Origin of the sequence: Nocardia sp. NRRL S-836, from assembly GCF_001279525.1 — a bacterium.
Classification (GTDB): domain Bacteria; phylum Actinomycetota; class Actinomycetes; order Mycobacteriales; family Pseudonocardiaceae; genus Lentzea.
Window position 1 is genome coordinate 1 of the sequence record NZ_LGDY01000099.1, and the last position, 25,179, is coordinate 25,179.

Consider the following 25,179-nt stretch of genomic DNA (forward strand, 5'->3'; position numbering starts at 1 on the left):
CCGCTGCCCACCCCCCGGCCCCCCCCCCCCCCCCCCCCCCCCCCCCCCCGGCGGCGCCGGGGCCCCCCCCCCCCGGGGGCAACCATCCGCCGATGGAGTCCACCCCGGCGCCGTCCGCGGTGAAGATCGCCCCCCGCACGGTCTCCCGCCACCCCACGACCCCGCCGCCGCACTCGAACCCGGTCGTGCGCCCGCACGCCCCCTCGTCCCGCGCGACCACCCCGGCGGCGGTGCCCCCGGTGTCGCTGCCCGCGCTGCCGGTCGTGCCGCCGGTGCCCGACCACCCCGCCCTCCGCCGCTGAGGCCGCCGACGGCGCCGCACAGCCGTTGCCCAGACGCGGAAAACCCCCGCAGCGACGTCGGCGCGTGACATCGCTGCGGGGGTCGTCCTGAGGCCTTTCCGAGGGGGAACCCCGCCGCCGTTCGGCTCCCCCTCGGAAAGGGGCTGGGACCACTGCCGGGGGCACCGCCGCCGTTCTGCCCCCGGCAGTGGGGCTGGGACCGTCTCAGGGGGCGCCGCCGCCGATCCACCCCCTGAGACGGGGTCTTCGGCTCACCCGCCGGCCGCTACCCCCACGGTGGAGTCCACGGCCGGCAGGTGGTCGTCGTAGGCCGAGCGCAGCCTCAGCTCCGCGCCCGGCGAGGCACCGATGGTGTCGAGCCCCAGCAACGCCGCGCCCACGACCGGTGGCAGGTCGACCACCCGCACCTGGGCCAGCGGCGCCACGTCGAGCACCCGCTCGCGCACCGGCCCGAGCACGGTCTCGCCGGTACCGGTCATCACCCCGCCGCCGAGCACCACGTCGACGGGCTCGCCGAGCAGGTCCAGCTTGCGCAACGACACCGTGGACAGCAGCACGACCTCCTCGACCAGCCGGTCCACGACCGACTGCGCGACGGCGTCACCGCGGCCGGCCACCTCGAACAGGATCGGGCTGAGCGCGTGCGGGTCGAACCGCACCTCCTCGAAGTGCAGCTTCTCCACCACGTCGAGGATCGACGTCTCGCCGTAGTGCGCCAGCAACGCCGGCAGCAGCTCCGTGGGAGCGCCACGACCGTCCTCGGCGCGCACCGCCAGCCACAGCGCCTGCTCGCCGATGTGGCCGCCACCGCCCCAGTCGCCGGAGATCTGCCCCAGCGCGGGGAACCGGTGCGTGCGGCCGTCCGCCGCAACGCCCACGGCGTTGATACCGGCACCGCACACCACCGCGACCCCCACACCGGACGTCGTTCCCGCCCGCAGCAACGCGAACGTGTCGTTGCCGACGACGACGGAGGGAGACCAGCCGCGCTCGGTGATCGCCCGCGTCAGGTCCTCCTCCTCACGGGGCAGGTCCGCCCCCGCGAGGTAGGCGGCCGTGTGCGTGGCGATCGGCTCGTCGGGGGACAGCCCCGCCTGCGCCGCGGCCTCGCGTGCCAGTCCCTCGAACACGTCGAGTCCGCGCTTCATGCCGACGGTCTGCGGCGGCGCACCGGGCCCGCGCACCTGCGCGAGCACCTTGCCGTCCGCGTCGACCAGCAGCACAGCGGTCTTGCTGTTCCCGCCGTCGATGGCGAGCACCCGGTCCGTCATCGTCGTCAGGCTCCCTTCACCCACGGCAGCAGGTCGCGGTTCTGCGCGATCAGCTCGTCGGCCAGCTGGTCCGCGATGGCGTGCTGGCCGATCAGCGGGTGGGCGAGCAGTGCGTTCGCCACGCGGTCGCGACCACCGTGGATCGCGGCCTCCAGCGCCAGGTGCTCGTAGGCGGTCACGTGCGAGATCAGACCGGAGATCGTCGGCTCCACCGGCCGCACCGGCAGCGGCACGCCACCGTTCGCGTCCACAGTGGACGACACCTCGATCACGGCGTCGTCGGGCAGGAACGGCAGCGTGCCCCGGTTCAGCACGTTCACCACGTGCTTCTCGGCACCCGCACCCCCGGTCAGCGCGTGCACCAGCTGCACCGCCGCCTCCGAGTAGTACGCGCCACCGCGCTGCGAGAGCTGCTCCGGCTTCGTCACGACCGACGGGTCGCCGTAGATGTCCAGCAGCTCCTTCTCGACCGTCGCGACGACCTCGGCCCGCGGCGGCGAGGTGAGCTGCTTCTGCACAACGGCGTCGTGGTTGTAGAAGTAGTTCAGGTAGTACGACGGCACCATGTTCAGCCGCCGCATCAACGCGCCGTCGATGCCGATGTGCTCGGCCAGCCCCTCGACGTGGTCGGCCAGCAGCTCCGGCAGCCGGTCCACCCCGTCGACGTGCACGCCGCGTTCCCACGTGAGGTGGTTCAGGCCGACGTGCTCCAGCTCCACGGTGGACGGGTCGACGCCCAGCAGCCCGGCGGTCCAGCGCTGGAACGTGATCGCCACGTTGCACAGCCCGATCGCCTTGTGCCCGGCCTGCAGCAGCGCCCGCGTCACGATGCCGACCGGGTTCGTGAAGTTCACGATCCACGTGTCCGGCCCCGCGAGCTGACGAACCCGCTCCGCGATGTCCAGGACCACCGGCACGGTCCGCAGGGCCTTCGCGAGGCCTCCCGCGCCGGTGGTCTCCTGGCCGACGCACCCGCAGGCGAGCGGGAACGTCTCGTCCGACGCGCGGGCCTTCTGCCCGCCCACGCGCAACTGCAGCAGCACCGCGGACGCCCCGTCGACGCCCTCTTCGAGCGACGTGGTGGTGCGGACCTTCGCCGGGTGCCCCGCGTGCTGCAGCAGGCGCTGGCTGAACGGACCGACGATGCCGAGGCGGTGCTCGTCCGGGTCCACGAGGACGATCTCGTCCACCGCCAGGCTGGTGCGACGGCCGGCGATGCCGTCGATCAGCTCGGGTGTGTAGGTGGACCCGCCACCGACGACGGTGAGTTTCATGTGCAGTCCTTCGAGGAGACCCCGTCCGGCGGAGCGGGGAGGAAACGGGTCCCTGCGGAACAGGGCATGGATCGCCGGTTCGCCGTCCACGAGCTGTGGCGTCCGCTCCCCACCCACGGGGGAGCGCACAGCGGCCTGGTAGCCGGTGCACGGTGAACGGGCAGGTGCAGCGGGCTTTTCGGTACTGCTTCCATCCGACCGGGGCACAGGCTGCGGAGCTGTCGCGCGCCGGTGCACTGACGCTCGCCAGAAGAGCCCTGTGCCGCAAGCAGAAGGACAACAGCAACCGGGCCGGGGCCCGCGTTGAAGTCGCCCGAGCACACGCCCAGGCGGTCGGCGAGGAAGCAGAAACCCTGCGGCGCGAGCCGCGGGAATCTCGTCGTGCACGAGCGAGAGGAGGTCACCCCTTGACTCCTGTGAACGTGATTCCCTTGACGAACGACTTCTGGGCGAAGACGAAGAGGACGACGGCCGGGATCATCGTCAGGAACGTCACCGCCATCGACGAGTTCCACTGCACGATGTGCATGCCCTTGAACGTCGCCAGCGCCAGCGACAACGTCCACTGGTCCTTGACCTCGCCGGTGTAGAGCAACGGGCCGAAGTAGTCGTTCCAGGTGAAGAGGAAGCAGAACAGCGCGGTGGCCGCGATGCCCGGCTTGGCCATCGGCACGATGATCCGCACCAGCGCCTGGAACTCCGAACAGCCGTCCACCCTCGCCGCGTCCACGTAGGACTGCGGGATGGTGAGCATGAACTGGCGCAGCAGGAAGATGCTGAACGCGTCGAACAGGAAGTACGGCACGATCAACGGCCACAGCGTGCCCGTCAGGCCCAGCGACGACCACGTGTCGTACAGCGGGACGGCCACGACCTGCGGCGGCAGCATCATCGCGCCGATGACCAGGATGAAGGCCACGTTCCGGCCGCGCCACTGCAGCTTCGCGAGCGCGTAGGCGGCCGGGATCGACGAGATCAGCATGCCGGCGGTCGCGAGCAGCGAGTAGGTGAGGCTGTTGACCAGGTACTGCAGCAGCGGGGCCTTGTCGAAGACCTCGACGAAGTTCTCCCAGTGCCATTCGCGCGGCCACAGGTCGGCGGTGAACGCCTGGTTGTCCGACATCACCGCCGTGAGGAACACGAACACGACGGGTGTGGCGAACATCAGGCCGAGCGCGAGGCCGATGGCGTGGGTGGCGACCCAGTTCAGGATGCCGCCGATGTTGCGCTGCCTGCGCGGCTGCTCCGGTTCCGAGGTGATGTCGACCGGCGGTTTGGCCAGTGTGGCGGTCATGCTCCCGGACCCCCTTCCTCGGCGCTGGAGTTCTTGCGCATCCGCTGGACCAGCACGATGGTCACGGCGAACGAGATGATGAACAGGACGGTGGCCATCGCGGCCGCGTAGCCCATGTCGAAGTAGCGGAAGCCTTGCGTGTACAGGTAGACCGGGAACGTCAGCGTGGAGTTGTCCGGGAAACCGAGGTACTTGGTCGATCCGGTCGCGTCCGCCGCTCCCGAGCCGGCCGACCCCGCGACGACCGCCTGGGTGAAGAGCTGCAGCGCGAGGATCACCGAGTTCACGATGCCGAAGAGCAGCACCGGCGAGATCGTCGGCAGCGTGACGTGCCACCAGCGCCGGATCGGGCCGGCGCCGTCGAGCTCGGCGGCCTCGTACTGCTCCTGCGGCACGTCGAGGATCGCGGCCAGGATGATGATCATCAGGTCGCCGGAGATCCACAGCATGATCGCGGTGATGCCGGGCTTGGCCCACGCCGGGTCGGAGAACCACAGCGGCGAGTCGAGCCCGAAGAACCCGAGCAGGCTGTCCACCGGGCCGCCGTTGGGGCGCAACACCATGAAGAACACGAGTGTGGCGGCCACCGGCGGTGCCAGCGACGGCAGGTAGCAGAGCGTGCGGATCAGGCCGACGCCCGACTTGAGGCGAGCGATGACCGACGCCACGCCCAGCGCGAACACCGTGCGCGCGATCGTGAGCACCAGGACGAACCACAGCGTGTTCGTGATCGCCTTGATGAGCAAGGGATCTTTGAACATGTACGTGTAGTTGTCGAGGCCGTTGAACTCCGGCGGGTTGATCAGGTCGTACTTCGTGAACGAGAAGACGACCGTGGCGACCAGCGGGTAGCCGAAGAACAGGATGAAGCCGATGAGTGCCGGGGCCATGAACCCGAGCACGGCGAGACGGTGGCGGGCACGTGCCCGCCCCCTGCCGGGGGCGGGACGGGCGCCGAGCGTGGCGGTCATCGCGGGAGTCCCTTACTTGCCGCTCTTGGCGACCTGGTCGTCGATGTTCTTGTCGACTTCCTTGAGGCCTGCCTGGAGGTCGGCGACCTTGCCGGAGGTGTAGGACACCGCGAAGTCGGTCACCGCCTTGATGTGCGCGTCACCGATCGGGGTGACGGGGTTGCCCTTGAGCTTGTCGCTCTTGGCCAGCTCGATGAACGTCTTGAACTGCTCGTCCACCTCGAGCTTCGGGCTGTCCATGGCGGCCTTGGTGCTGGGCACGTTCTTGATGGCGTTGGACAGGTCGACGATCGTGTCGGTGTCGAACGACAGGTGCTTGATCAGCTCCCACGCGGCGCCGGGGTTCTTGGCGCCCTTGGGGATGCCCATGATCGTGCCGGTGGTGAAGGCGGTGCCGTAGTCGGCCGGCTTCCACGTCGGGAACGGGGCCGTGCCGAACTTGATCTGCGGCGCCTGGGCCTTGAGGAACGCGGTGCGGTACTCGCCGTCCATCATGATGCCGACCTTGCCCTGGTGGAACGCGTGGTCGGCCGAGTACTCCTGGCCCAGACCGGCGCGGAACCGCTCCAGCGCGTCGTAGCCGTAGAAGTCGACGAGCTTCTTCTGGAACGTCATCATCTCGGTGAAGCCGGGGGAGGTGGCGAGCGCCGACTTGCCGTCCTTCTCCCACTCGGCGCCGAACGACGGCGCCAGGATGGTCGGGCGGTTGGCGTAGAAGCCCATGGTGGGCAGGTAGCCCGCGACCTCGATGTCGCCGTTCGGCGCCTTCTTGGTCATCTTCTTGGCGGCTTCGAACAGCTCGTCCAGCGTCTTCGGCGGGGCCGCGACACCGGCCTCCGCCATCATGCCGGTGTTGTAGTACATGGCGTAGACGTCGGTGAGCATGGGCATCGCGCAGCGGTTGCCCTTGTACTCGGTGTACTCGCGGACCGCGGGGGAGATCTGGCCCAGGTCGACCTTGTCGCGGTCGATGTAGGCCTTCAGCGGCTGGAACGCGCCGGAGGAGCAGAACTGGCCGATGTTGTCGGTGGTGAACGACAGCGCGACGTCCGGGGTGTTGCCCGACCGGATGCCCGCGGTGATCTTGTCGTCGTCCTGCGAGCCCTCGTGCTTGACCTCGATGTTCGGGAACTTCTTGGTGAACGTCTTGAGGGCCTTGGTGACCTCTTCGTACTCGCGGTCGGAGTAGTTGCTCCAGACCGTGAGGGTGAGCTTGTCGTCCTTGCCCGGTGCCGCGGCGGCACCGTCGGAGCCGGCGTTCCCGCCGCCCTTGCCCGCCGCACATGCGGTCAGGGTCAGCGCTGCGGCGACGCACAGCAGGGCAGCACGGGTGTGCTTGCGCATGTGCACTCCTTCTCGATCAACGTGGGGACCCGGCGACCACAGGGCCGCGGAATGGAGCGGTGGTGGCTGCCGGCAGGCCGAACACCTGCTCGCGCGCGAAGGCCAGTGCCGAGTGCAGTGCGCCGGAACGCACCGGCTTCCCGGTCACGGTGGCCAGCCGGACGGGCGTCCTGGGCACCACCAGTTGCCGCAGTTCCGCGGCAACGAGATCGTTCAGCGTGTTTCCGCCTGCCTGGGCGATGTCGCCGGACAGCAGGATGAGCTCCGGGTCGAGCACCGCCACGACGCTGGCCACGCCCGTGGCGATGCGCCTGGCGAGATCGACCACGAACTCGCGGCCTGCGGGACCCGCGGCCAGCGCCTTGCGCACGGCACCGTGACCGTTGCGCGCGGCGAGCCCGTGGGCACTCGCGAGCCGGCAGATCGCAGCGTTGCTGAGCAGCTCGCCGAACGTGCCGCCGGCGCGACCCGTGCCGGTGTCCGCGGCCGCCCGGTCGGGGATCATCAGCCCGTCGATCTCGCCCGCGCCACCGGAGGCGCCGCGCAGCAGCACCCCGTTGATGACGACGGCGGCACCGACGAGGTCGGCGGGCCAGATGACGACGAAGTCGCTCACCTCGGTGGCCCGCCCGGCGACCATCTCCTCCAGCGCGACGAGGTTGACGTCGTTCTCGACGCTCACCGACGTCCCGAGCCGCTCGCGCAACCGGCCGGGCACGTCGAAGCCGTTCCAGCCGGGCAGGTGCGGTGCGTAGGCGAGCTCGCCGTTGGCGGGATTCACCGCGCCGGGACAGCCCACCACGACGTGCAACAGCTCCTCGGGACCCAGGCCGGCCTGCGCGCACGCCTTGCCGACCGCGCTGGTGAACGCCTCGAGCACACCGTGCTTCGCGGGCATCGGCGCCTTGTGCTCGGTGAGCACGGCACCGGAGATGTCCGCGATGGCGATGTCGACCGTCTCGGGGGTGAGGTCGACGGCGGCGATGTGCGCGAGGGTCCCGTTGACCGACCACAGCTGGGCCCGCGGCCCACGCCCGCCACCTCGCAGCCCGTTGCGGACCACGGTGTCGCCGGCCTCCAGCCGGGTGAGCAGCTGTGCGGTCGCCGGCTTGGAGAGACCGATCAGGCCTTCCAACTCCGACCTGGTCAGCGGCCCGTTGCGCAGCAGAGCCTCGATGGCTGCGCGGTCGTTGATCTCCCGCAGCAGTCGTGGGCTTCCGGCACGCATTAGGTCCGCTCCTGTCTGTTAACTTTCCAGACGATTTCCGCAGACGGTAGTGACCTGGTTCACCGTGGTCAATCCCCGATACAGCTCCGTTACCTGACTTAGGCTCACCTAAGGCAGTCTGGAACCATGACCGACGTGCGCCAGGAGTCGCTCGCATCACTGCTCGGAGGCCGAGGCGGCGCCCTCGACGCCTCCCTGCCCCCGCTGGCGTTCGTGGCGGGCTGGCTGCTGTGGGGCCACTCGATCGGCGCGGGCGCCATCGCCGCCGTCCTCTGCGGCGTCGTGATCGGCGCGGTCCGCTTCGTCCGCGGCGAAAAACCCCGCGCGGTGGTCCTGTCCGTGCTCCTGGTCGTGGCCGCGGCCCTGATCGCCCTCTACACGGGCCGCGTCGAGGACTTCTTCCTCATCCAGCTGCTCTCCAACGTGGCCTCCGCCCTGGCCTGGGCCGCCTCGATAGCGGTCCGCTGGCCGTTGCTCGGCGTGGTGGTGGGAACCCTCCTCGGCCAGAAAACCCGATGGCGCCGCGACCCCGCCCTCCTGCGCGCCTACTCCATCGCCTCGTGGCCGTGGGTCGCGCAGTACGTGCTGCGCGTCGCCGTGTTCACCCCACTGTGGCTCGACGCCCAGGTGTTCTGGCTGGCCACGCTGCGCGCGGCGCTCTCGTGGCCGTTGCAGATCGTCTGCGTCCTGGTGTCGGGGTGGGTGCTGCGCAAGGCGCTGCCCGCGGGTCATCCCGGGTTCCGGCACCCGCAGGTGCCGTCCGAGGCTTAGGTCAGCGCTTCTTGCCCTTTTTGCCGGAGCCGGGGACGGTGCCGGTCCTGGGCGGTGGGGGAGGCGGTTCGGGGAAGGCCTCGATGTAGTTCTGGAACGCCATGAACTCCAGGAACGCCCTGATCACGTAGCGGTTCAGCAGGTACAGGAAGACGACCGAGCCGACGCCGAGCGTTGCGATCCAGACCGGGTCGACCCTCCCGTCGAACACCTTGAACTGCTCCTGCATCCGCCTGGAACCGGTGAGGCGCGACAGCGCCGTTCCGCAGAGCATGACCAGCGGCATGAGCAGGAAGGTCCCGACGACCCCGAGGACGTACGGCCTCTTGTCGGTCGGGTGGGACTCCTTCGGCCGGCTTCCCCGGCGGACACCGGTGGCACGCGACCAGTCGTCCTCGGTGAGCGTCTCGTGCGACTCGGCACCCGCTGATCGGACCTTGACCGCGGTCAGCACCGTTCGTCCCACCTCGGCGCTGACCGGGATCAGCAGCTCGCGGGCCGTGCCGACGACGTGCAGCGCCGGACCCGGCCGCACGTCGAACTCACGTGCCCTCGCGTCGAGCCGGTTCGAGAACACCAGCACCTGGCAGACCGTCTCCTGCTCGACCTCGACCAGCGCGATCGACCGCAGCGCCGTCCACGGCACCGCCACCACGTCACGCGAGCGCTTGCGCCGTGACGCGAGGCTGTCCAGGACGAGCCGGTCCGCTCTGACGCAGAGCCGCGCCCTCAGCTCGCGGGTGGGGAACGGGATCTCCAGCCCCGAGGCCATCAGCCCGGCGGTGACCGGACGGGTCGTGACCAGCCGCACCACCTCGCCCAGCGCCCAGCACACCACGACCAGGCCTGCCCACAGCAGCAGGGCGAGGGGCTTCGCGTGAACGGTCGTGAGCCGCAGGGACTCGGACAACGCGGCGAACAGGCCGGTGACCGAGGCCCACCGGGACCAGACCGGCCACATCGTCATCCGTCGCCGGTGCCACCACAGGCCGGCCAGGACGATCCCCCAGAGCAGGGTGCCGGCGACCGCGATGTCCGCGACCCCGAGCGGCTCGACCGACCTCCTCCCGGCGAGGTCGTTCTCCCACGCCGACAGCCACGCGGCGGTGACGATCGGGACCAGGGCGGCCAGGACGATCAGCGCCACCCCGGCCGCTCTTCGTGCGACCACCTCGATCACAGGTCGCCTTCCAGGCGTTTGAACGAACCGGTCCCACCGGCGTTGTGGCGCTGCTCCTCCCAGTACCTGCGCCAGGCATCGTCCTTCTCGTCCTGCTTGACCTGGGCGTCCGCCTCGCGGTGGGTCTGGTCGCTCCACTCCTGGACCGCCGCGTTGCCGAGGATCTTCGGGTACTTCGGCAGCGCCGTGGGCCCCACCTCACGTTCGAGCTGGTCGACGGCGCTGTCCAGGCGAGGGTGGTCGGTGCCGATGCGTTCGCGGAGGTTGTCCGTCCGGGTGCCGGCCAGCGAGCCGATCGCTTCCTTCCGGTCGCCCTTGAGCTTGTCGCCCTGTTCGCCGAGCTCCTTCAACCGCTTCGCGTCGCTCGCGTCGAGCTTGCCGGCCTGTGCCTGCTTGACCGTGTGCAACGCCTTGTTCGCGTGCTTGGCGGCGTCCCGGTTGTAGTCGGTGACCGTCTTCTTCAGGTTCCTGGTGGTGCCCTTGAGCATGTCCCGCGAGTGCTTGGCCTCGTCGGAGACCTTTTCGAGCTGTTTGACGACCTTGCTGACCTTCTTCGCGTTCTTGCCCGCCGTGATCGCGCCCTGGGCGACGGTGTCCGCGATGAACGCCGCTTCCGAGGCGCCGAAGGTGACCGGTGCCAGCGCGGACGCCGCGAAGAACTTGATGATCGCGTTCGACACGAACGTCGCGATGGCGTCCCGGATCGCTCCGCGGACCACACCCACCGCGGACGCCGCCACGGTCATCGCCCTGGCGGCGGAGGTCGCGTGGCTCGCACCGCCGGCCACGACGTTCGAGAAGTCCTGCACGGCCTTGCGGTAGCCGTCGACGGCCGCGCCCTGCGCACCGGCCAGCGCTTCGAGCGTGCCGGTGTACCGGTCGGCGGTCTCCTGCATGCGCTGGGCGATGTTGCTCCACGTCGAGGCGATCGCGTTGACCCCGTCCGGGTCACCGGCCACGAAGTCGAGCGCCTCCTTGATGAACGCGATGTGCTCGATCAGCCAGCCGATGCCCGCGGACAGCAGGCTGCCGAGCGGGTTCGTGACGAACCCGAGCAGGTCCATGCCGAACCCGGCCAGGTCGCCCAGAACGGCCGTCCAGTCGCCCTTGATGCCGTCGTGGACCAGGTTCGCCGAGCTGCTGAAGATGCCCGCCGCGTCCCACGCCTGCGTCGCGCTGTCGAAGTTGGAGAAGACCTCGACGCCGTCGGACTCCGGCTCACGGGTCGCGTCGAGCGGGTTGAGCTCGCCGATGTTCTTCGGTCCGTCCTCGCTCACGGTGCGCCCCCGTCCAGGCTCTCGCGCAGCTTCTGGAACACCTGTGCCATCGCCTCGTCCTGGTCGGCGTAGGCCTCGCACATCGCGGCGAACCGCTCGATCAGCGTGTCACCGGCCTCCTTGACCGCGTCGACGTAGTTGCTCGCCTCGCCGGTCCAGTTGTTCATGAGCAGGGCGAAGGCCTGCCCGGCGAGCCCCCACGCCTCCAGGTTCCCGACGTTGTCGGCGCCCGCGGCCTTGGCGTCCGGGAGCCCGGCGAGAAGTGCCCTGAGCTCCCGTTCGTGCACCTCCAGGATCTGGAGGTCGATCCCGAACCCGGCCATCACCAGCCACCTTCCCGCTTGAACAGGCTGCGCTGGTCGAAGTCCGTGTCGTCGTCCTCAACAGCCCGCCGCACCGGCCGCGGCGCGGGCGGCTGGGGCGCGGCCGCGTCCTGCTGCTCCTCGTTCACCACGAACTGCGGCGCCGGCGGCAAGTCGTTCTCCGCAGGCACGTCGATGCGCGGGATCTGCGACTGCACGAACCGCATGGCCTCGCTGTTCTCCCCGGCCACCGGCGCCATGATGGTGGCGATCTGCCCGACGGCCTGGGCCTGCGCGCGTTTGGCCGTGGTCAGCACCAGGGCCGCCAGGCGTTCCCTGGGCAGCTCGTCGGCCTTCGGGCCGAACGACAAGGCTGAGCAGCGCGCCCCCCGCGCTCACGCTCACCGTCACGGCGCCGTCGGAGCTCGACGCCGTGCCTGCCAGGTTCGCGATCTGCGACTTCGCTTCTTCCGCCCGTTCGAGCAGGGCGGCGGTGCGCTGCTCGTAGTCCGTGATCAGCTGGTGCGGATCGGTCATGGTCCCCCCTTGCGCTTGCGTGACGGGGACGCTACCGAGAGCGACGGAGAAGCGCCTGGCAATCCGCTAAACGGGCCGGGGTGCGTCCGGGCCGAGGACGTCGACGGCCGCCAGCCAGGCCGCTCCCGCCGCCCCCTCGGTCGCCATGATCACCTGAGCGTCACACCGAGACAGCAGCTCCTGCTTCAGGTGCACGCCGACCGGCGTCTTGATCAGGCTGCCCACCAGCACGATCGGGGTCGTGTCGGCCGGTGTGCGCACCGCGGCCGCCGTGTCCGCCAGCAGCCGGGCCGCCGACGCCACGATCGACAGCGCCGCCGGGTCGCCGTGGTGGTAGGCGGCGGTGACCAGCGGGGCGAAGCGGGCCAGGGCGATCGGCGGGTCGGCGTTCACCGCCGAGATCAACGCGCCACGTCCGCGCACACCGGCCGTCGTCAGCACGGCGGTGGCGAGCCCCTCCAACGGCGCGTCCAGCTCCAGAAGCCTCAAAGTGGCCCTGACCGCCTCTCGGCCCAGCCAGAACGCCGAGCCCTCGTCGCCGATCAGCCAGCCGTAGCCGCCGGACTGGCCGACCATGCGGTGGCCCGCGATCCGCCCGGCGATGGAACCGGTGCCCGCCACCAGGACCGTGCCGTCCGGTGACGAGGTGCCGGTGGCGAACGCGGCCTCGCAGTCGGTGACCACGCGCATCGGGCAGTGCAGGCCCGCGTGTTCCCAGGCCTGGAGGAACAGCGCCGACACCGCGGGATCGGACATCCGCGATGCGCCGGCCATGCCCAGGACGCCGGAGCGGACGCGCCGGGAGTCGAGGCCGTCCAGGGCTTCCGCGAGCGCCTCGCCGATGTGGGCGGCCGCGACCGAGGGCGGGTGCGAGTTCGGGTTCGCGCCGCCCGCGAGGCCCTGGCCCAGCCGGGTGCCGTCGAGGTCGAGCACCAATGCCCTGGTGGACGTGCCACCGGCGTCCAGACCGACCACCAGATCCATAACGACCGAGTATGCCGAGACGAGCGGACACCGGGGCACGCCCAACCGGGTGTCACCTGGTCAGCACGCGGTCACCGGTCGCGTTGTGGTGGAAGAACACCAGCGACCCGGCCGGAACCGGATCACCCGGATGGACCACTGTGGACAGTTCGGGGACCACGACCTCGTACGAGAACACGGCCGGCGCGGCCACGTCGACCAGCTCGTCCTGGTCGGCGGGCGCGGTGTAGCGGCTCGCCACGGCGGAGGTGTAGGTCACCGGGCCGGGCGGCAGCACCGAGCGCGACACCGGCAGCACCACCACGTCGCTGTCGAACACGTTCGTGTCCTCCGAGCCGGGACGGCCGTTCAGCGGCTGCTCGTCCACGACCTGGCCGGACGCGACGGCGGTGGTCCGCGCCAGCCACACGTCCGCCGTCACGTTGCCCGCCGCGTCCTCCGGTTTGACCGCCTCCGTCACGAACTCCTGACCGCCCACGGAGAACCGCACGCGCGGCCGGGTGGTGCCGCCCAGGTTCTGCCAGGTGTCCCAGGTCGCGACGCCGAACGCCAGCAGCTCCGGCGTCGCCGTCGCACCCGCGTACCGCAGGTCGCCGCCGCGGGCCGTGCGGTTCACCGCGCAGTCGTCCTGCACCCGCGGGCCGCACTCCGGCAGCCGTGCGGACGCCGAACCGAGCTGCAGCACCGTCATCCGCGCCGCGAAGTCGCCGCCGGTGCCCTGCCCGGTCACGACTCCGGACGCCACCGACAGCCGCGACACCGGCTTCGGCGCCGCGTACACCGGCACCTGCAGCGACCGGCCGCCGGTGAACCGCACCAGCCCGGACGCCTCCGCGAGGAACTGCCGCCCGTCCGCCAGCGACACGGTCGGGTCCGCGACCTTCCGCAACGCCGCCGGGTCCGGGATCCGCAGCCGCACCTGCACCGGCACCGTCCCGCCCGACGGCACGACGAGCACGTTCGGTGTCACGGAGAACGTCACCCCCGGCAGCGAGGTGACCGGCTCGTACGCCACCCTCAGCGGCACGGCCACGGCACCCTTGTTGACCACCCGCAACGTCCGCGTGAGCTGCACCGGGCCGCCGGCCTCGACCGTGCCGAACGACGCGTCGCCCAGCGCCAGCACGTCCGCGCCGAGCGCGGCGAGTCCGTCGACGCGCCCGGAGCCGACCCGCATCGGCGCCTCCCGCGTGCCCGACGCCGACCGGACCACGCCGGAGGCCGTGTTCACCAGCGCGGCCTTGATCTCCTCGGCCGTCCACCGCGGGTGTTCCTCGCGCAGCAACGCCGCGATGCCCGCCACGTGCGGCGACGCCATCGACGTGCCCCCCAGCGACACGCCGTCGGACGCCGTCCCCGACGCCGCGGAGAAGATCGTGTCGCCCGGTGCGGCCACCGAGATCGCCGACCGCGACCGCGACGACGACGGCGTGATCGTGTCCGCGATCTCCGGCGTCACCGACGGCACCGACCGCTTCAACGCCGAGGTCATGTGCACGGTCAGCGTCCCGTCCTCCAGGGCAGGCCGCAACGCCTTGGACGCGGCCGCCGTGAGCTGGAACACCGGGATGTGCGCGTTGCCCGCGATCCCGGCCGCGAACACCGGCAACGTCGTCGGCAGCAGCACCCCGGCGGCCCCGGCCTTCCACGCGTTGTCCGTGCGCGGGCCGGAACCACAGGCGCGGGTGGCGTCCTTGTCGTCCCACTCCAGCCAGACGACCTTCCCGGTCAACGACTCGCCGATGGGCTGGCAACCGTCCACATCGGACGAGAGCCGCACCACCGGCAGCGTCAGGTCCAGCTCGCCGGTGAAGCCGACGCTGTACTGGCCCGGCCACCGCTTCCCGAGCGCCTCGACGCCGTCGTGCATCTCGAACGCGTCCCGGCTGTTCGCCACGGAGATCGCCTCCGGCGTGTTGGCCGGTGACCCGGACACGTCGTAGAGGTCGCCGCCGTTGCCCGCCGCCGCGACCACGACCACGCCGTGCTCGACGAGCTTGCGCACGAACAGCGAGTCGGGGTCGTCCGGCGCGCCGAAGTCGCTGCCCAGCGACAGGTTCACCACGTCGAGCCGGTCGGAGAAGTCGCCGTCGCCGTTGGGGTCGAGCGCCCAGTCCAGCGCCATGGCGGTCAGCTCGGTCGACCCCTTGCAGCCGAACACCTTCAGCGCGTACAGCAACGCCCGCGGCGCGGTGCCCGGCCCGATCTTCATCCGGTCGAGGTCGATCGAGTCGTACGACCCGCGGTAGGTCGAGCCGTCGGCGTTCACCCCGAACCCGGCCGCCGTGCCGGCCACGTGCGTCCCGTGGCCTCCGCAGTCCCGCGGGTCCGCGTCCGGTTCCGGCAGGGTCCCGGTCCCGGTGTAGGCGTCGCCGGCGAAGTCGTGCCCGCCGACGACCTTGGCGTTCGGGAAGGTGCCGCCGCCGAAGTCCGCGTGGCGGTAGTCGATCCCGGTGTCGATCACCCCGATCCGCACGCCCTCGCCGAGCCGCCCGAACGACCGCCACGCCTGGGCGGTCCTGGTGAGCTGGACGGCGGCGGCGTTCGACGGCTTCTTGGGCACCATCCGGTGCACCGCGCGCACCTCGGGCATGCGCGCGAGGCCGGCGAGCCGTGACTTGCCGACGGCGAGGACGACGCCGGGTACCGCGTTGGACGTTCGGGCAACCTCGCGGCCACCGGACCGGGACACGATCCGGGAGACGTGCTCCGCGGTCCGCTCACGCGCGGAACGGGCCTGCGACGCGTCCCGCGTCTCGACCGCTGGTGCCGAGGTCAGCTCCACGAAGACGGTCACCCGCTCCGGCGTGGCCGTCGGTGTCACCAGCGCGGCCACCAGGAGTGCGGCGGCGGCCAAGTTCATGATCAATCCTTCCTAGTCATCGGACGACTTCATGCCAAGACCTAGACGAACGGGCCCTCGCGCAGCTATACATCCGATGTATTTCGTGCGGTGTGACCAGAGGAGGAACGGCCGTGCAGCTTCTGCGCCTCGGGCCGGTCGGCGAGGAACGTCCTGCGGTGAGGACCGGCGACGGGACCACGTACGACCTCCTGCCGATCGCTTCCGAGATCTCGGCCGGTGCTGACATCGACGGGGCGTTCCTGGCGAACGACGGTGTGAACCGCGTCCGCGCCGCCCTCGACGCGGGTGAGCTGCCGGTGCTCGACACCGGCGGCCTGCGCGTCGGCCCGCCGCTCGCGCGGCCGGGCAAGGTGATCTGCATCGGCCTCAACTACCGCGACCACGCGGAGGAGACCGGCGCGGACATCCCCGGCGAGCCGGTGGTGTTCCTCAAGACCCCTGACACGGTCGTCGGCCCGTACGACGAGGTGCTCGTGCCGCGCCGGTCGGTGAAGACCGACTGGGAGGTCGAGCTCGGCGTCGTCATCGGGCGCACCGGCCGTTACCTGGAGTCCGAGGAGGACGCTCTGGCCTGCGTGGGCGCGTACGTGCTCTCCCACGACGTCTCCGAGCGGGAGTTCCAGATCGAGCGCGGCGGCACGTGGGACAAGGGCAAGAACTGCGAGACGTTCAACCCGCTCGGTCCCTTCCTCGTGCCCGCGGACGAGATCGCCGACCCGCAGAACCTCGCGATGCGGCTCTGGGTGAACGGCGAGCTCAGGCAGAACTCCACCACCAGGAACATGATCTTCCCGATCGCGGAGGTCGTGCGCTACCTCAGCCAGTTCCTCGTCCTCCGACCGGGTGACGTCATCAACACCGGTACACCCGCTGGGGTGGCGCTCGGCCAGCCGGAGCCCAAGCCGTACCTGCGCGCCGGTGACGTGGTCGAGCTCGAGATCGAGGGTCTCGGCCGGCAACGTCAGATCCTCGGGCAGGCGTGAGCCGATGCCCAAGATCACCGCACTGGACGTTCTCGACATCCGGTTCCCCACCTCGCGCGAGCTCGACGGCTCCGACGCGATGAACCCGGACCCCGACTACAGCGCCGCCTACGTCGTGCTGCGCACCGACGGCGGACCGGAGGGCCACGGCCTCGCGTTCACCATCGGCCGCGGCAACGACGTGCAGGCCGCCGGGATCAAGGCGCTCGCCCCGCACGTCGTCGGCAAGGACGTGCCGGAGACCGCGGAAGCGCTGGCGGAGCTGTACTTCGAGCTGATCGGCGACTCGCAGCTGCGCTGGCTGGGCCCGGAGAAGGGCGTGGCGCACATGGCGATCGGCGCGGTCGTCAACGCCGCGTGGGACCTCGCCGCCCGTCGCGCCGGGCTGCCCGTCTGGCGGTTCCTCGCCGGGATGACGCCGGAGGAGGTCGTCAGCCTGGTCGACTTCCGCTACCTCTCCGACGCGCTGACGCCCGACGACGCGCTGCGCATCCTGCGCGAGGCCGAGCCCGGCAAGGCCGAACGCGCGGACGCCATCGCCCGCGACGGGTACCCGGCCTACACCACGTCACCGGGCTGGCTCGGCTACTCCGACGAGAAGCTCGCGACGCTCGCGCGCCAGGCCCTCGCCGACGGCTTCGACATGATCAAGCTCAAGGTCGGCGGCAGCCTCGACGACGACGTGCGGCGGATGAAGCTCGCCCGCGAGGTCGTCGGCGAGGACGTGCGGGTCGCGGTGGACGCGAACCAGCGCTGGGACGTCGGCACGGCCGTGCGCTGGATGCGGGAGCTCGCGCCGTACGACCCGTACTGGATCGAGGAGCCCACCTCGCCGGACGACGTGCTGGCGCACCGGGCGATCGCCGACGCGCTGGCCCCGATCAGGGTCGCCACCGGCGAACACGTGCAGAACCGCGTGGTGTTCAAGCAGCTGCTGCAGGCGGGCGCGGTCAACGTGCTGCAGCTCGACGCGTGCCGGGTCGCCGGCGTGAACGAGAACATCGCGATCCTGTTGCTGGCCAAGAAGTTCGGCGTCCCGGTGTGCCCGCACGCCGGCGGGGTCGGGCTGTGCGAGCTGGTCAGGCACCTGTCGTTCTTCGACTACGTCGCCGTCTCCGGTGAGGTCGGCGAGCGCGTGATCGAGTGGGTCGACCACCTGCACGAGCACTTCCTGGACCCGGCCGTGGTCGAGAACGGCCGTTACCTGGCACCCGCCGAACCGGGGTTCTCCGCTCAGCTCAAGGACCAGACGCTGACCGACTACCGCTACCCCGGCGGTCCGGTGTGGACGGCTCTGGCGTCGGAGGGGGAGAAGTGACCGACTTCGAAGGACTCGTCGCCGTCGTCACGGGCGGTGCGTCCGGCATCGGCCTGGCCACGGCGTCCCTGCTGGCCTCGCGCGGAGCCACGGCTGTGGCACTGGACCTCAACCCGGACGTCGCCGACCCGCTCGTCGGCATCCGCGCCGACGTGTCCGACGACGCGAGCGTCACGGCCGCGGTCGACGAGGTCGTGCAGCGGTTCGGCCGCCTCGACGTGGTCGTGAACAACGCGGGCATCGGCGCCCAGGGCGACGTCACCGCCAACTCCGACGAGGAGTGGCTGAAGGTCCTGAACGTCAACCTGCTCGGCATCACCCGCGTCTGCCGGGCCGCCCTGCCGCACCTGCGCAGGTCACCGGCCGCGGCGATCGTGAACACCGGTTCCATCGCTGCGTGGGCCGGGCTCCCGCAGCGGGCGCTCTACTCGGCCACCAAAGGCGCGGTGCACGCGCTGACGCTCGCGATGGCCGCCGACCACGTCCGCGAAGGCATTCGCGTCAACGCGGTCGCCCCCGGCACGGCGGACACCCCGTGGGTGGGCCGCCTGCTCGACTCGGCACCGGACCCGGCCGCCGAACGAGCCGCGTTGGAGGCACGCCAGCCGCACGGGCGTCTTGTCTCCGCCGACGAGGTGGCGGGTGCCATCGCCTACCTGGCGAGCCCGCTGTCCGGTTCCACCGCCGGCACCGTCCTGGCCGTCGACGGCGGCATGCACGGGTTGCGCCTGCGCCCCCGAAACTGAGCGCTCGCAGTCATGAAAGGCAGTTCAACGATGAAGCGTCGCAACCTCACCGCCGCGGTGTGCCTCGCGCTCGCGGGAGCACTGACACTGACGGCCTGCGGTGGTGGAGCCACCGGAACCGGCGCCGGTGGCGTCGGGCCGATCGGCGCCGACCACCCGCGGGCCGACTCCGACTTCTGGAACTCCTACATCAGGTACTTCCCCGGCAAGGCCAAGGAGCTCGGGGTCGACCTGCTGAACCCCACCAACTCGCAGAACAAGGTGGAGAACCTCGTCGCGAACGCCCAGTCGCTGCAGTCGCAGGGCGCCAAGGCGATCGTGATGGCCCCGCAGGACACCGGCGCGATCGCGTCCACACTGGACCGCCTGGACAAGGCGAAGATCCCGGTGGTCACCGTCGACACCCGCCCGGACAAGGGCAAGACGTACATGGTCGTGCGCGCGGACAACAAGGCCTACGGCGAGAAGGCCTGCAAGTTCCTCGGCGACAAGCTCGGCGGCAAGGGCAAGGTCGTCGAGTTCCAGGGCGCGCTGTCGTCGGTCAACGGTCGTGACCGCTCCGAGGCGTTCGCCGCCTGCATGAAGAAGGACTACCCCGGCATCACGGTGTTCGAGGAGCCGACCGACTGGGAGGGCGCCAAGGCGTCCGCGGCCCTGCAGACCCGCCTCAACCAGCACCCCGACATCAACGGGATCTACATGCAGGCCGGTGGCGTCTTCCTCGCGCCGACGCTGCAGGTCTTGCGGCAGAAGAACATGCTCGTCCCGCCGACCGACCCGAAGCACGTCTTCATCGTCTCCAACGACGGCATCCCGTCGGAGCTGGAGGCCATCCGCAAGGGCGAGATCGACGCGACCGTCTCGCAGCCGGCCGACCTCTACGCGCAGTGGGCGCTCTTCTACGCCAAGGCCGCCGTCGAGGGCAAGACGTTCGCGCCCGGCAAGACCGACCACGACTCCACGATCGTCGACGTCGGCGGCGGCCGCCTGGAGGACCAGCTCCCGGCCCCGCTGATCACCAAGGAGAACGTCGACGACAAGGCGTTCTGGGGCAACCAGACCTGATGGACGAGATCTCTTCCCCCGGTGGCGCCGACAACCTGGCGGCATTCGCGCGTGGCGTGACGAAGCGGTACGGGCGCACGCTCGCGCTGGACGACGTGGGCATCGAGGTCCGTGCCGGTGAGTCGCACGCGCTGGTCGGCCGCAACGGCGCCGGCAAGTCGACGCTGGTCTCGATCCTGACCGGCATGCAGGTGCCGGACGCGGGCGAGGTCGGCTTCTTCGGCGAGCCCGCGCCGGCCATCGCCGACCGCGCGGCGTGGCGGCGGCACGTCGCGTGCGTCTACCAGAGGTCGACGGTCGTGCCGGAGCTGTCCGTCGCCGAGAACCTGTTCATCAACCGGCAGGACCTCGGCGGAGGCCTGATCAGCTGGAAGAGGCTCCGGCGCGAGGCGGCCGAGCTGCTGGAGACCTACGACGTCGCGGTGCGGCCGGACGAGCTCGTCTCCGCGCTGACCGTCGAGCAGCGGCAGCTCGTGGAGATCGCGCGGGCGCTGTCGATCGGCTCGCGCTTCGTGATCCTCGACGAGCCGACCGCGCAGCTCGACGGCCCCGCGATCGAGCGGCTGTTCACGCGGATGCGGTCGTTGCAGGACAAGGGGGTGACGTTCCTGTTCATCTCCCACCACCTGCAGGAGGTCTACGAGGTCTGCCAGACGGTGACGGTCTACCGCGACGCGCGGCACGTCGTCACCGCGCCGGTCGCCGGAATGTCCAAGCCCGACCTGATCGAGGCGATGACCGGTGAGGCCGGCGGGCTGAACGTCCCCGGCGGCGACGACCGGCCGTCGTCGGCGGAGGCGGTGCTGACCGTGTCGGCGCTGAGCGGCGACGGGTTCGCGGACGTCACGCTGGCGGTGACGCGCGGCGAGGTCGTCGGACTGGCCGGCAGTGCCTCGTCGGGCAAGCACGAGCTCGCGGAGACCGTGTACGGGCTGCGCAAACCGGTTGCCGGCACGATCTCGGTCAACGGCGCCGTGGTGCGCGGCGGTGACGTCCCGGCCGCGCTGAAGGCCGGGATCGGTTGTGTGCCAAGGGATCGGCACCACCAGGGCCTCGTGCTGGACCTGTCGATCGCGGAGAACGCGACGATGAGCACGGCGGGCGCCTTCGTGTGGCCGTCCGCGCAGCGGTCGGCCGGGCAGACCGCGATCGCGTCCTACGACGTCAAGGCCGCGGGGCCGGACCAGCCGGTGTCGGACCTGTCCGGCGGCAACCAGCAGAAGGTCGTGATGGCACGGGCCCTCGCGGGCGACCCGTCGGTGCTGGTGCTGATCAACCCGACGGCGGGCGTCGACGTGAAGTCCAAGGAGTCGCTGCTTGGCGTCGTCGACGCGCAGGCCCGCCGCGGCAAGGCGGCGGTCGTCGTCTCGGACGAGCTGGACGACCTGCGGGTCTGCGACCGTGTCCTGGTGATGTTCCACGGTCAGGTCGTGCGCGAGTTCTCCCGCGGCTGGCGCGACCAGGAGCTCATCGCCGCTATCGAAGGAATGAGTGCGCAATGACCAAGGCCATGACCCCGCCGGTCCCGGCGCCTGCACCGCTGGGCAGGCAGCGGTTCCAGTTCGCGCGGTACCAGGACCTCGCGCTGGTCCCGGTGATCGTCCTGCTGCTGGTGGTCGGCGCCGTCCTGTCGCCGATCTTCCTCACCTCCGGCAACCTGATCGCGGTGCTGACCCAGCAGAGCGAGCTCTCGCTGCTGGTGCTGGGCCAGGCGATGATCCTGATCGTCGGCAAGATGGACCTGTCGCTGGAGTCGACGGTCGGCCTCGCACCGGCGCTCGCGGTCGCGCTGATCATCCCCGCCTCGGCCGGTGGGCTCGACGTCGGCCTGGCCGCGTGGCTCGCGCTGCCGCTGTGCCTGCTGATCGGCGTGGTCATCGGCGGGCTGAACGGGTTCCTGATCCTCAAGGTCGGCCTGTCCGGGTTCATGGTGACCCTCGGCATGCTCACCATGCTGCGCGGCCTGCAGCTCGCGATCACCGAGGGCAAGTCGCTGATCGACGTGCCGGAGTCGTTCCTGTACCTGGGTTCCACGACCTGGCTCGGGCTGCCGGCGGCGGTGTGGATCTGCGTCGTCTGCTACGCCGTGGGCATCTTCGTGCTGAAGTACCTGCGGGCCGGCCGATCGCTGTACGCGATCGGCGGCAACTCCGAGGCCGCCCGCGCGGCCGGCATCCGGGTCGACCGGGTGGTGTGGGTCGTGCTGATCATCGGTTCGGTGCTGGCCGTGGTCGCGGGCATCCTGATGACCGGGCGGCTCGGCTCGGTCGCGGCCACGCAGGGCGAGGGCATGATCTTCCAGGTCTTCGCGGCCGCGGTGATCGGGGGTATCTCGCTGCAGGGTGGCAAGGGCACACTGTTCGGTGCGTTGTCCGGCGTGCTGATGCTGGGCCTGGTCGAGCAGATCCTGCGGTTGCAGGGCGTGTCCGGCTTCTACATCAAGGCCTCGTACGGCGCGGTGATCGTCCTGGCCCTGATCGTGACCCGGTTCGCCACCGGCCAGAAGCAGGAGTGACGTCGTGCAGGTTTCGGTTTCCCGCCTGGGCTTCGGTGCCGCCCCGATCGGCAACCTCTACCGCGAGGTCTCCGACGACGAGGCCCTCGGCGCCGTCGAGGCGGCCTGGCAGACCGGTGTCCGCTACTTCGACACCGCGCCGCACTACGGGCTCGGGCTGTCCGAACGCCGCCTGGGCGTGGCGTTGTCGGGGCGTCCGCGTGCCGAGTACGTGATCTCCACGAAGGTCGGGCGGCTGCTGGAACCGTTCGACGGCGAGGGCCTCGACGACGAGGGTTTCGCGGTGCCGCGGAACTTCCGGCGGGTCCGCGACTACTCCGCCGACGGTGTGAAGCGGTCCATCGAGTCCTCTTTGGAGCGTCTGGGCACGGACCGGGTGGAGATCGTCTACATCCACGACCCCGACGACCACTGGGCGTCCGCCGCCGGAGAGGCCTTTCCTGCGCTGGCCGAACTGCGGTCGCAGGGCGTGGTCGGCGCGGTCGGCGTGGGCATGAACCAGTGGGAGATGCCGGAGCGGTTCGTCCGCGAGACCGACATCGACGTGGTGATGCTGGCCGGCCGGTACACGCTGCTGGAGCAGCCCGCGCTGGCCTCGTTCCTGCCGGTCTGCGCCGAGCGCGGTGTGTCCGTGGTGGCCTGCGGCGTCTTCAACTCCGGGCTGCTGTCGAAGCCGGTCGTCGCGTCGGACGCGAAGTACAACTACGCGGAGGCGCCCCCCGAGCTGGTGGCACGGGCCCGTGCGATCGCCGAGGTGTGCGACCGGCACGGGGTGACGCTGCCGCAGGCCGCCATCCAGTTCGCGCTGGGGCACCCCGCGGTGGTGTCGGTGGTGGTCGGGTCGCGGACGGCGGAGCAGATGACCTCCAACGCGGCGAACTTCGCCGCCGAGATCCCCGCCGACCTGTGGAACGAGCTGAAGGCGTCGAACCTGGTCGACCCGGAGGTGCCGACGCCGTGACCGCCGATGCCGGGCTGGTCGGTGCTGGGCAGGTCGGTGCCGGGCTGGTCGACTCCCACCACCACCTGTGGGACCTGTCCGTGCGCGACCAGGACTGGATCACCGACCCGCCGATGGGCGTGCTGCGGCGGTCGTTCCTGGAACCGGACTACGTCGCCGCCGCGCCCTCGGTGACCGCGTCGGTGCTGGTGCAGACGGTGTGCGTGCCGGAGGAGACACCGGAGCTCCTGGCGGTGGCGGCGTCCTCGGACGTCGTCGCGGCGGTGGTGGGCTGGACCGACCTGACGGCGGCGTCCGCCGGCGACGCGCTGGACGCGCTGCAAGGCGGCCCCGACGGGTCCTGGCTGCGCGGCATCCGGCACCAGGTGCAGGCCGAGCCAGACCCGGAGTGGTTGTGCCGCAAGGACGTCTGGCGCGGGCTCCAGCAGGTCGGCGCGCACGGCCTGGTGTACGAGCTGCTGACGTTGCCGCACCAGCTGCCGGCCGCGCGCAGGACCGTGGCGGCGCTGGGGAACGTCCCGTTCGTCGTGGACCACTGCTCGAAGCCCGCGATCGGCTCCGGCGTGGGGGAGTGGGCCGAGCTGATCCGCTCGCTGGCGGCGCACGAGAACGTGACGTGCAAGCTGTCCGGCCTGGTCACCGAGGCCGGCTGGCGGTCGTGGGACGTCGCGGCCCTGCGGCCGTACTTCGAGGTCGTGCTGGACGCGTTCGGCCCGTCGCGCCTGATGTTCGGCTCGGACTGGCCGGTGTGCCTGCTGGCCGCCACGTACGACGAGTGGCTCGGCGCCGCGCGTGAGCTGGTGGCGGAGCTGTCACCCGGCGAGCAGGCCGCGATCTTCGCGGGCACCGCTCGCCGGGTGTACGCGCTCCAGCCCGCGGGTCAGGGCGCGAACTCGGTCGACGGCTCGGTGGCGTAGTTCTGCCAGATCGGCGCCATGGTCTCGCGGGTCATGGGCTGCCCGGACTCGACCATGGCCTTGAGGTCGCGGAAGTACTGCACGTACAGGTCCGGCGTGAAGGTGGTCAGCATGACCGCCGGGTCGTCGCCGGGGTTGGCGAACGTGTGCGGCGCACCCGGCGGGACCAGCACCCACGTGCCGGCGCCGACGTCGTGGTGGTCCTGTCCGATGGTGAACCGCACGGTCCCCGAGAGCACGTAGAAGCCCTCGTCGTGCTGCGCGTGCCGGTGCTGCGGAGGGCCGGGGGTGTGCGGGGGGACGACGACCTCGCCGATGCCCAGGCGGTGGCCGGTGTTGCTGCCGTCCTCGAGGATCCGGATCTGCGACGGTCCGCTGGCGATGAGCTCGCCCTCGCCGGGGCCGACGATCGTGACGGGCATGGAGGAGCCTCCCGATGTGATTGCAGCTTGTGCAATCACCGTACACCCAGTGATTGCACATTGTGCAGTCGTTAGGCTCACGGGATGCCGCGATGGAAACCGGACGCAGTCGAGCGCCTGCACACCGCCGCGTTGGAGCTGTTCGACGAGCAGGGCTTCGAGCGCACGACGGTCGCCGAGATCGCGCAGCGGGCAGGGCTCACCCAGCGGACGTTCTTCAACCACTTCCCCGACAAGCGCGAGGTGCTGTTCGGGTTGAGCGCGGAGCTGCGCCAGGAGCTCGTCCACGAGATCGCGACCGGCGACGACACGAACCCGCCGCTCGACGCCGTCCTGCGCGCGATGGCGGTCGTCGCCGACCGGCTGTTCGAGAGCCGCCGCGCCCTGGTGACCCGCCGGCACGCCGTCGTCACCGCCAACCCGGACCTGCGGGAACGCGAGCTCGGCAAGAACGCCGCGCTGACCGAGGCCATCGCGGCGGCGCTGCACGAGCGCGGCTGCGACCCCGACACCGCGGCGCTCGCCGCCGGTGCCGCCATGCTCGCGCAGCAGGCGGCGTTCCAGCGGTGGACGCGGCCGGGCGAGACCCGGCCGTTGCGCGAGCTCCTGCCGGAGGCGGCGGAGTCCTTGCGCGCCCTCGTCAGTTCCTAG

The 25,179-nt window shown here is 70.9% G+C and carries 24 protein-coding genes; 11 read left to right on the forward strand and 13 right to left on the reverse strand.

Annotated elements, in window-relative coordinates:
• The first annotated feature begins 92 nt into the window (after positions 1-92).
• A complete protein-coding gene (locus ADL03_RS47185; protein ID WP_157528948.1) occupies positions 93-302 on the forward strand; it encodes a hypothetical protein in 210 nt (69 codons plus the stop codon).
• Between the two features lie 251 nt (positions 303-553).
• Here ADL03_RS47185 and ADL03_RS19420 read toward each other — a convergent pair whose 3' ends face one another.
• The 6 genes from ADL03_RS19420 to ADL03_RS19445 all read right to left on the reverse strand — a co-directional run bounded on the left by ADL03_RS19420 (position 554) and on the right by ADL03_RS19445 (position 7,684).
• Positions 554-1,573 carry an N-acetylglucosamine kinase gene (locus ADL03_RS19420; protein WP_053734991.1) on the reverse strand — a complete coding sequence of 340 codons (1,020 nt, stop codon included), beginning with the start codon at positions 1,571-1,573 and terminating at the stop codon, positions 554-556.
• A 5-nt stretch (positions 1,574-1,578) separates the two neighbouring features.
• A complete protein-coding gene (locus tag ADL03_RS19425) occupies positions 1,579-2,847 on the reverse strand; it encodes a 6-phospho-beta-glucosidase (protein WP_053734914.1) in 1,269 nt (422 codons plus the stop codon).
• A gap of 400 nt (positions 2,848-3,247) precedes the next feature.
• Positions 3,248-4,141, reverse strand: a complete 894-nt coding sequence (locus ADL03_RS19430) for a carbohydrate ABC transporter permease (protein ID WP_053734915.1) — start codon at positions 4,139-4,141, stop codon at positions 3,248-3,250.
• Positions 4,138-5,112: a carbohydrate ABC transporter permease gene (locus ADL03_RS19435; RefSeq protein WP_053734916.1), complete on the reverse strand. Its 975-nt coding sequence runs from the start codon at positions 5,110-5,112 to the stop codon at positions 4,138-4,140. Before ADL03_RS19435 ends, ADL03_RS19430 begins: the two co-directional genes overlap by 4 nt.
• Positions 5,113-5,124: 12 nt before the next feature.
• Positions 5,125-6,456 (reverse strand): ABC transporter substrate-binding protein, encoded by a 1,332-nt coding sequence (locus tag ADL03_RS19440; protein WP_053734917.1) that lies wholly within the window; start codon positions 6,454-6,456, stop codon positions 5,125-5,127.
• A gap of 16 nt (positions 6,457-6,472) precedes the next feature.
• Positions 6,473-7,684: an ROK family protein gene (locus ADL03_RS19445; RefSeq protein WP_053734918.1), complete on the reverse strand. Its 1,212-nt coding sequence runs from the start codon at positions 7,682-7,684 to the stop codon at positions 6,473-6,475.
• 126 nt (positions 7,685-7,810) lie between these two features.
• Here ADL03_RS19445 and ADL03_RS19450 point away from each other — a divergent pair, with 126 nt between their 5' ends.
• Positions 7,811-8,455 (forward strand): DUF3159 domain-containing protein, encoded by a 645-nt coding sequence (locus ADL03_RS19450; protein WP_053734919.1) that lies wholly within the window; start codon positions 7,811-7,813, stop codon positions 8,453-8,455.
• 1 nt (position 8,456) lies between these two features.
• Here ADL03_RS19450 and ADL03_RS19455 read toward each other — a convergent pair whose 3' ends face one another.
• From ADL03_RS19455 to ADL03_RS19480, 6 genes are all read right to left on the reverse strand, one after another.
• Positions 8,457-9,635, reverse strand: a complete 1,179-nt coding sequence (locus ADL03_RS19455; RefSeq protein WP_053734920.1) for a hypothetical protein — start codon at positions 9,633-9,635, stop codon at positions 8,457-8,459.
• Entirely contained in the window at positions 9,632-10,912 is a 1,281-nt protein-coding gene (locus ADL03_RS19460; protein ID WP_053734921.1) for a hypothetical protein, read from the reverse strand. The genes ADL03_RS19455 and ADL03_RS19460 overlap by 4 nt, the downstream gene beginning before the upstream one ends.
• Positions 10,909-11,235, reverse strand: coding sequence for a hypothetical protein (locus ADL03_RS19465; protein WP_053734922.1), 327 nt, complete (start codon positions 11,233-11,235; stop codon positions 10,909-10,911). Before ADL03_RS19465 ends, ADL03_RS19460 begins: the two co-directional genes overlap by 4 nt.
• The gene (locus ADL03_RS19470) at positions 11,235-11,585 is read right to left on the reverse strand and encodes a hypothetical protein (RefSeq protein WP_053734923.1); all 351 of its coding nucleotides are present in this window, start codon (positions 11,583-11,585) and stop codon (positions 11,235-11,237) included. The genes ADL03_RS19465 and ADL03_RS19470 overlap by 1 nt, the downstream gene beginning before the upstream one ends.
• 232 nt (positions 11,586-11,817) lie before the next feature.
• Positions 11,818-12,735 (reverse strand): N-acetylglucosamine kinase, encoded by a 918-nt coding sequence (locus tag ADL03_RS19475; RefSeq protein WP_053734924.1) that lies wholly within the window; start codon positions 12,733-12,735, stop codon positions 11,818-11,820.
• 52 nt (positions 12,736-12,787) lie between these two features.
• The gene (locus ADL03_RS19480; RefSeq protein WP_053734925.1) at positions 12,788-15,598 is read right to left on the reverse strand and encodes a S8 family serine peptidase; all 2,811 of its coding nucleotides are present in this window, start codon (positions 15,596-15,598) and stop codon (positions 12,788-12,790) included.
• Between the two features lie 113 nt (positions 15,599-15,711).
• On the opposite strand from ADL03_RS19480, the gene ADL03_RS19485 reads away from it, so the two are divergent.
• From ADL03_RS19485 to ADL03_RS19520, 8 genes are read left to right on the forward strand one after another with little or no spacing between them, the layout of a single operon-like run.
• Positions 15,712-16,584: a fumarylacetoacetate hydrolase family protein gene (locus ADL03_RS19485; protein ID WP_053734926.1), complete on the forward strand. Its 873-nt coding sequence runs from the start codon at positions 15,712-15,714 to the stop codon at positions 16,582-16,584.
• A 4-nt stretch (positions 16,585-16,588) separates the two neighbouring features.
• The gene (locus ADL03_RS19490) at positions 16,589-17,902 is read left to right on the forward strand and encodes an enolase C-terminal domain-like protein (protein ID WP_053734927.1); all 1,314 of its coding nucleotides are present in this window, start codon (positions 16,589-16,591) and stop codon (positions 17,900-17,902) included.
• Positions 17,899-18,648, forward strand: coding sequence for an SDR family NAD(P)-dependent oxidoreductase (locus ADL03_RS19495; protein WP_053734928.1), 750 nt, complete (start codon positions 17,899-17,901; stop codon positions 18,646-18,648). Before ADL03_RS19490 ends, ADL03_RS19495 begins: the two co-directional genes overlap by 4 nt.
• Before the next feature lie 30 nt (positions 18,649-18,678).
• Positions 18,679-19,713 (forward strand): sugar ABC transporter substrate-binding protein, encoded by a 1,035-nt coding sequence (locus ADL03_RS19500; protein ID WP_053734929.1) that lies wholly within the window; start codon positions 18,679-18,681, stop codon positions 19,711-19,713.
• Entirely contained in the window at positions 19,713-21,215 is a 1,503-nt protein-coding gene (locus tag ADL03_RS19505; protein WP_053734930.1) for a sugar ABC transporter ATP-binding protein, read from the forward strand. The genes ADL03_RS19500 and ADL03_RS19505 overlap by 1 nt, the downstream gene beginning before the upstream one ends.
• Entirely contained in the window at positions 21,212-22,228 is a 1,017-nt protein-coding gene (locus ADL03_RS19510) for an ABC transporter permease (RefSeq protein ID WP_053734931.1), read from the forward strand. The genes ADL03_RS19505 and ADL03_RS19510 overlap by 4 nt, the downstream gene beginning before the upstream one ends.
• 4 nt (positions 22,229-22,232) lie before the next feature.
• Positions 22,233-23,189: an aldo/keto reductase gene (locus ADL03_RS19515; RefSeq protein ID WP_053734932.1), complete on the forward strand. Its 957-nt coding sequence runs from the start codon at positions 22,233-22,235 to the stop codon at positions 23,187-23,189.
• Complete coding sequence (locus tag ADL03_RS19520; protein ID WP_197288467.1) at positions 23,186-24,106, forward strand: amidohydrolase; 921 nt, start codon at positions 23,186-23,188, stop codon at positions 24,104-24,106. The genes ADL03_RS19515 and ADL03_RS19520 overlap by 4 nt, the downstream gene beginning before the upstream one ends.
• Here ADL03_RS19520 and ADL03_RS19525 read toward each other — a convergent pair.
• Positions 24,070-24,528, reverse strand: a complete 459-nt coding sequence (locus ADL03_RS19525; RefSeq protein WP_053734933.1) for a cupin domain-containing protein — start codon at positions 24,526-24,528, stop codon at positions 24,070-24,072. The genes ADL03_RS19520 and ADL03_RS19525 overlap by 37 nt on opposite strands.
• 84 nt (positions 24,529-24,612) lie before the next feature.
• Between ADL03_RS19525 and ADL03_RS19530 the strand changes: the two genes are divergently transcribed.
• Positions 24,613-25,179, forward strand: coding sequence for a TetR/AcrR family transcriptional regulator (locus ADL03_RS19530; RefSeq protein WP_053734934.1), 567 nt, complete (start codon positions 24,613-24,615; stop codon positions 25,177-25,179).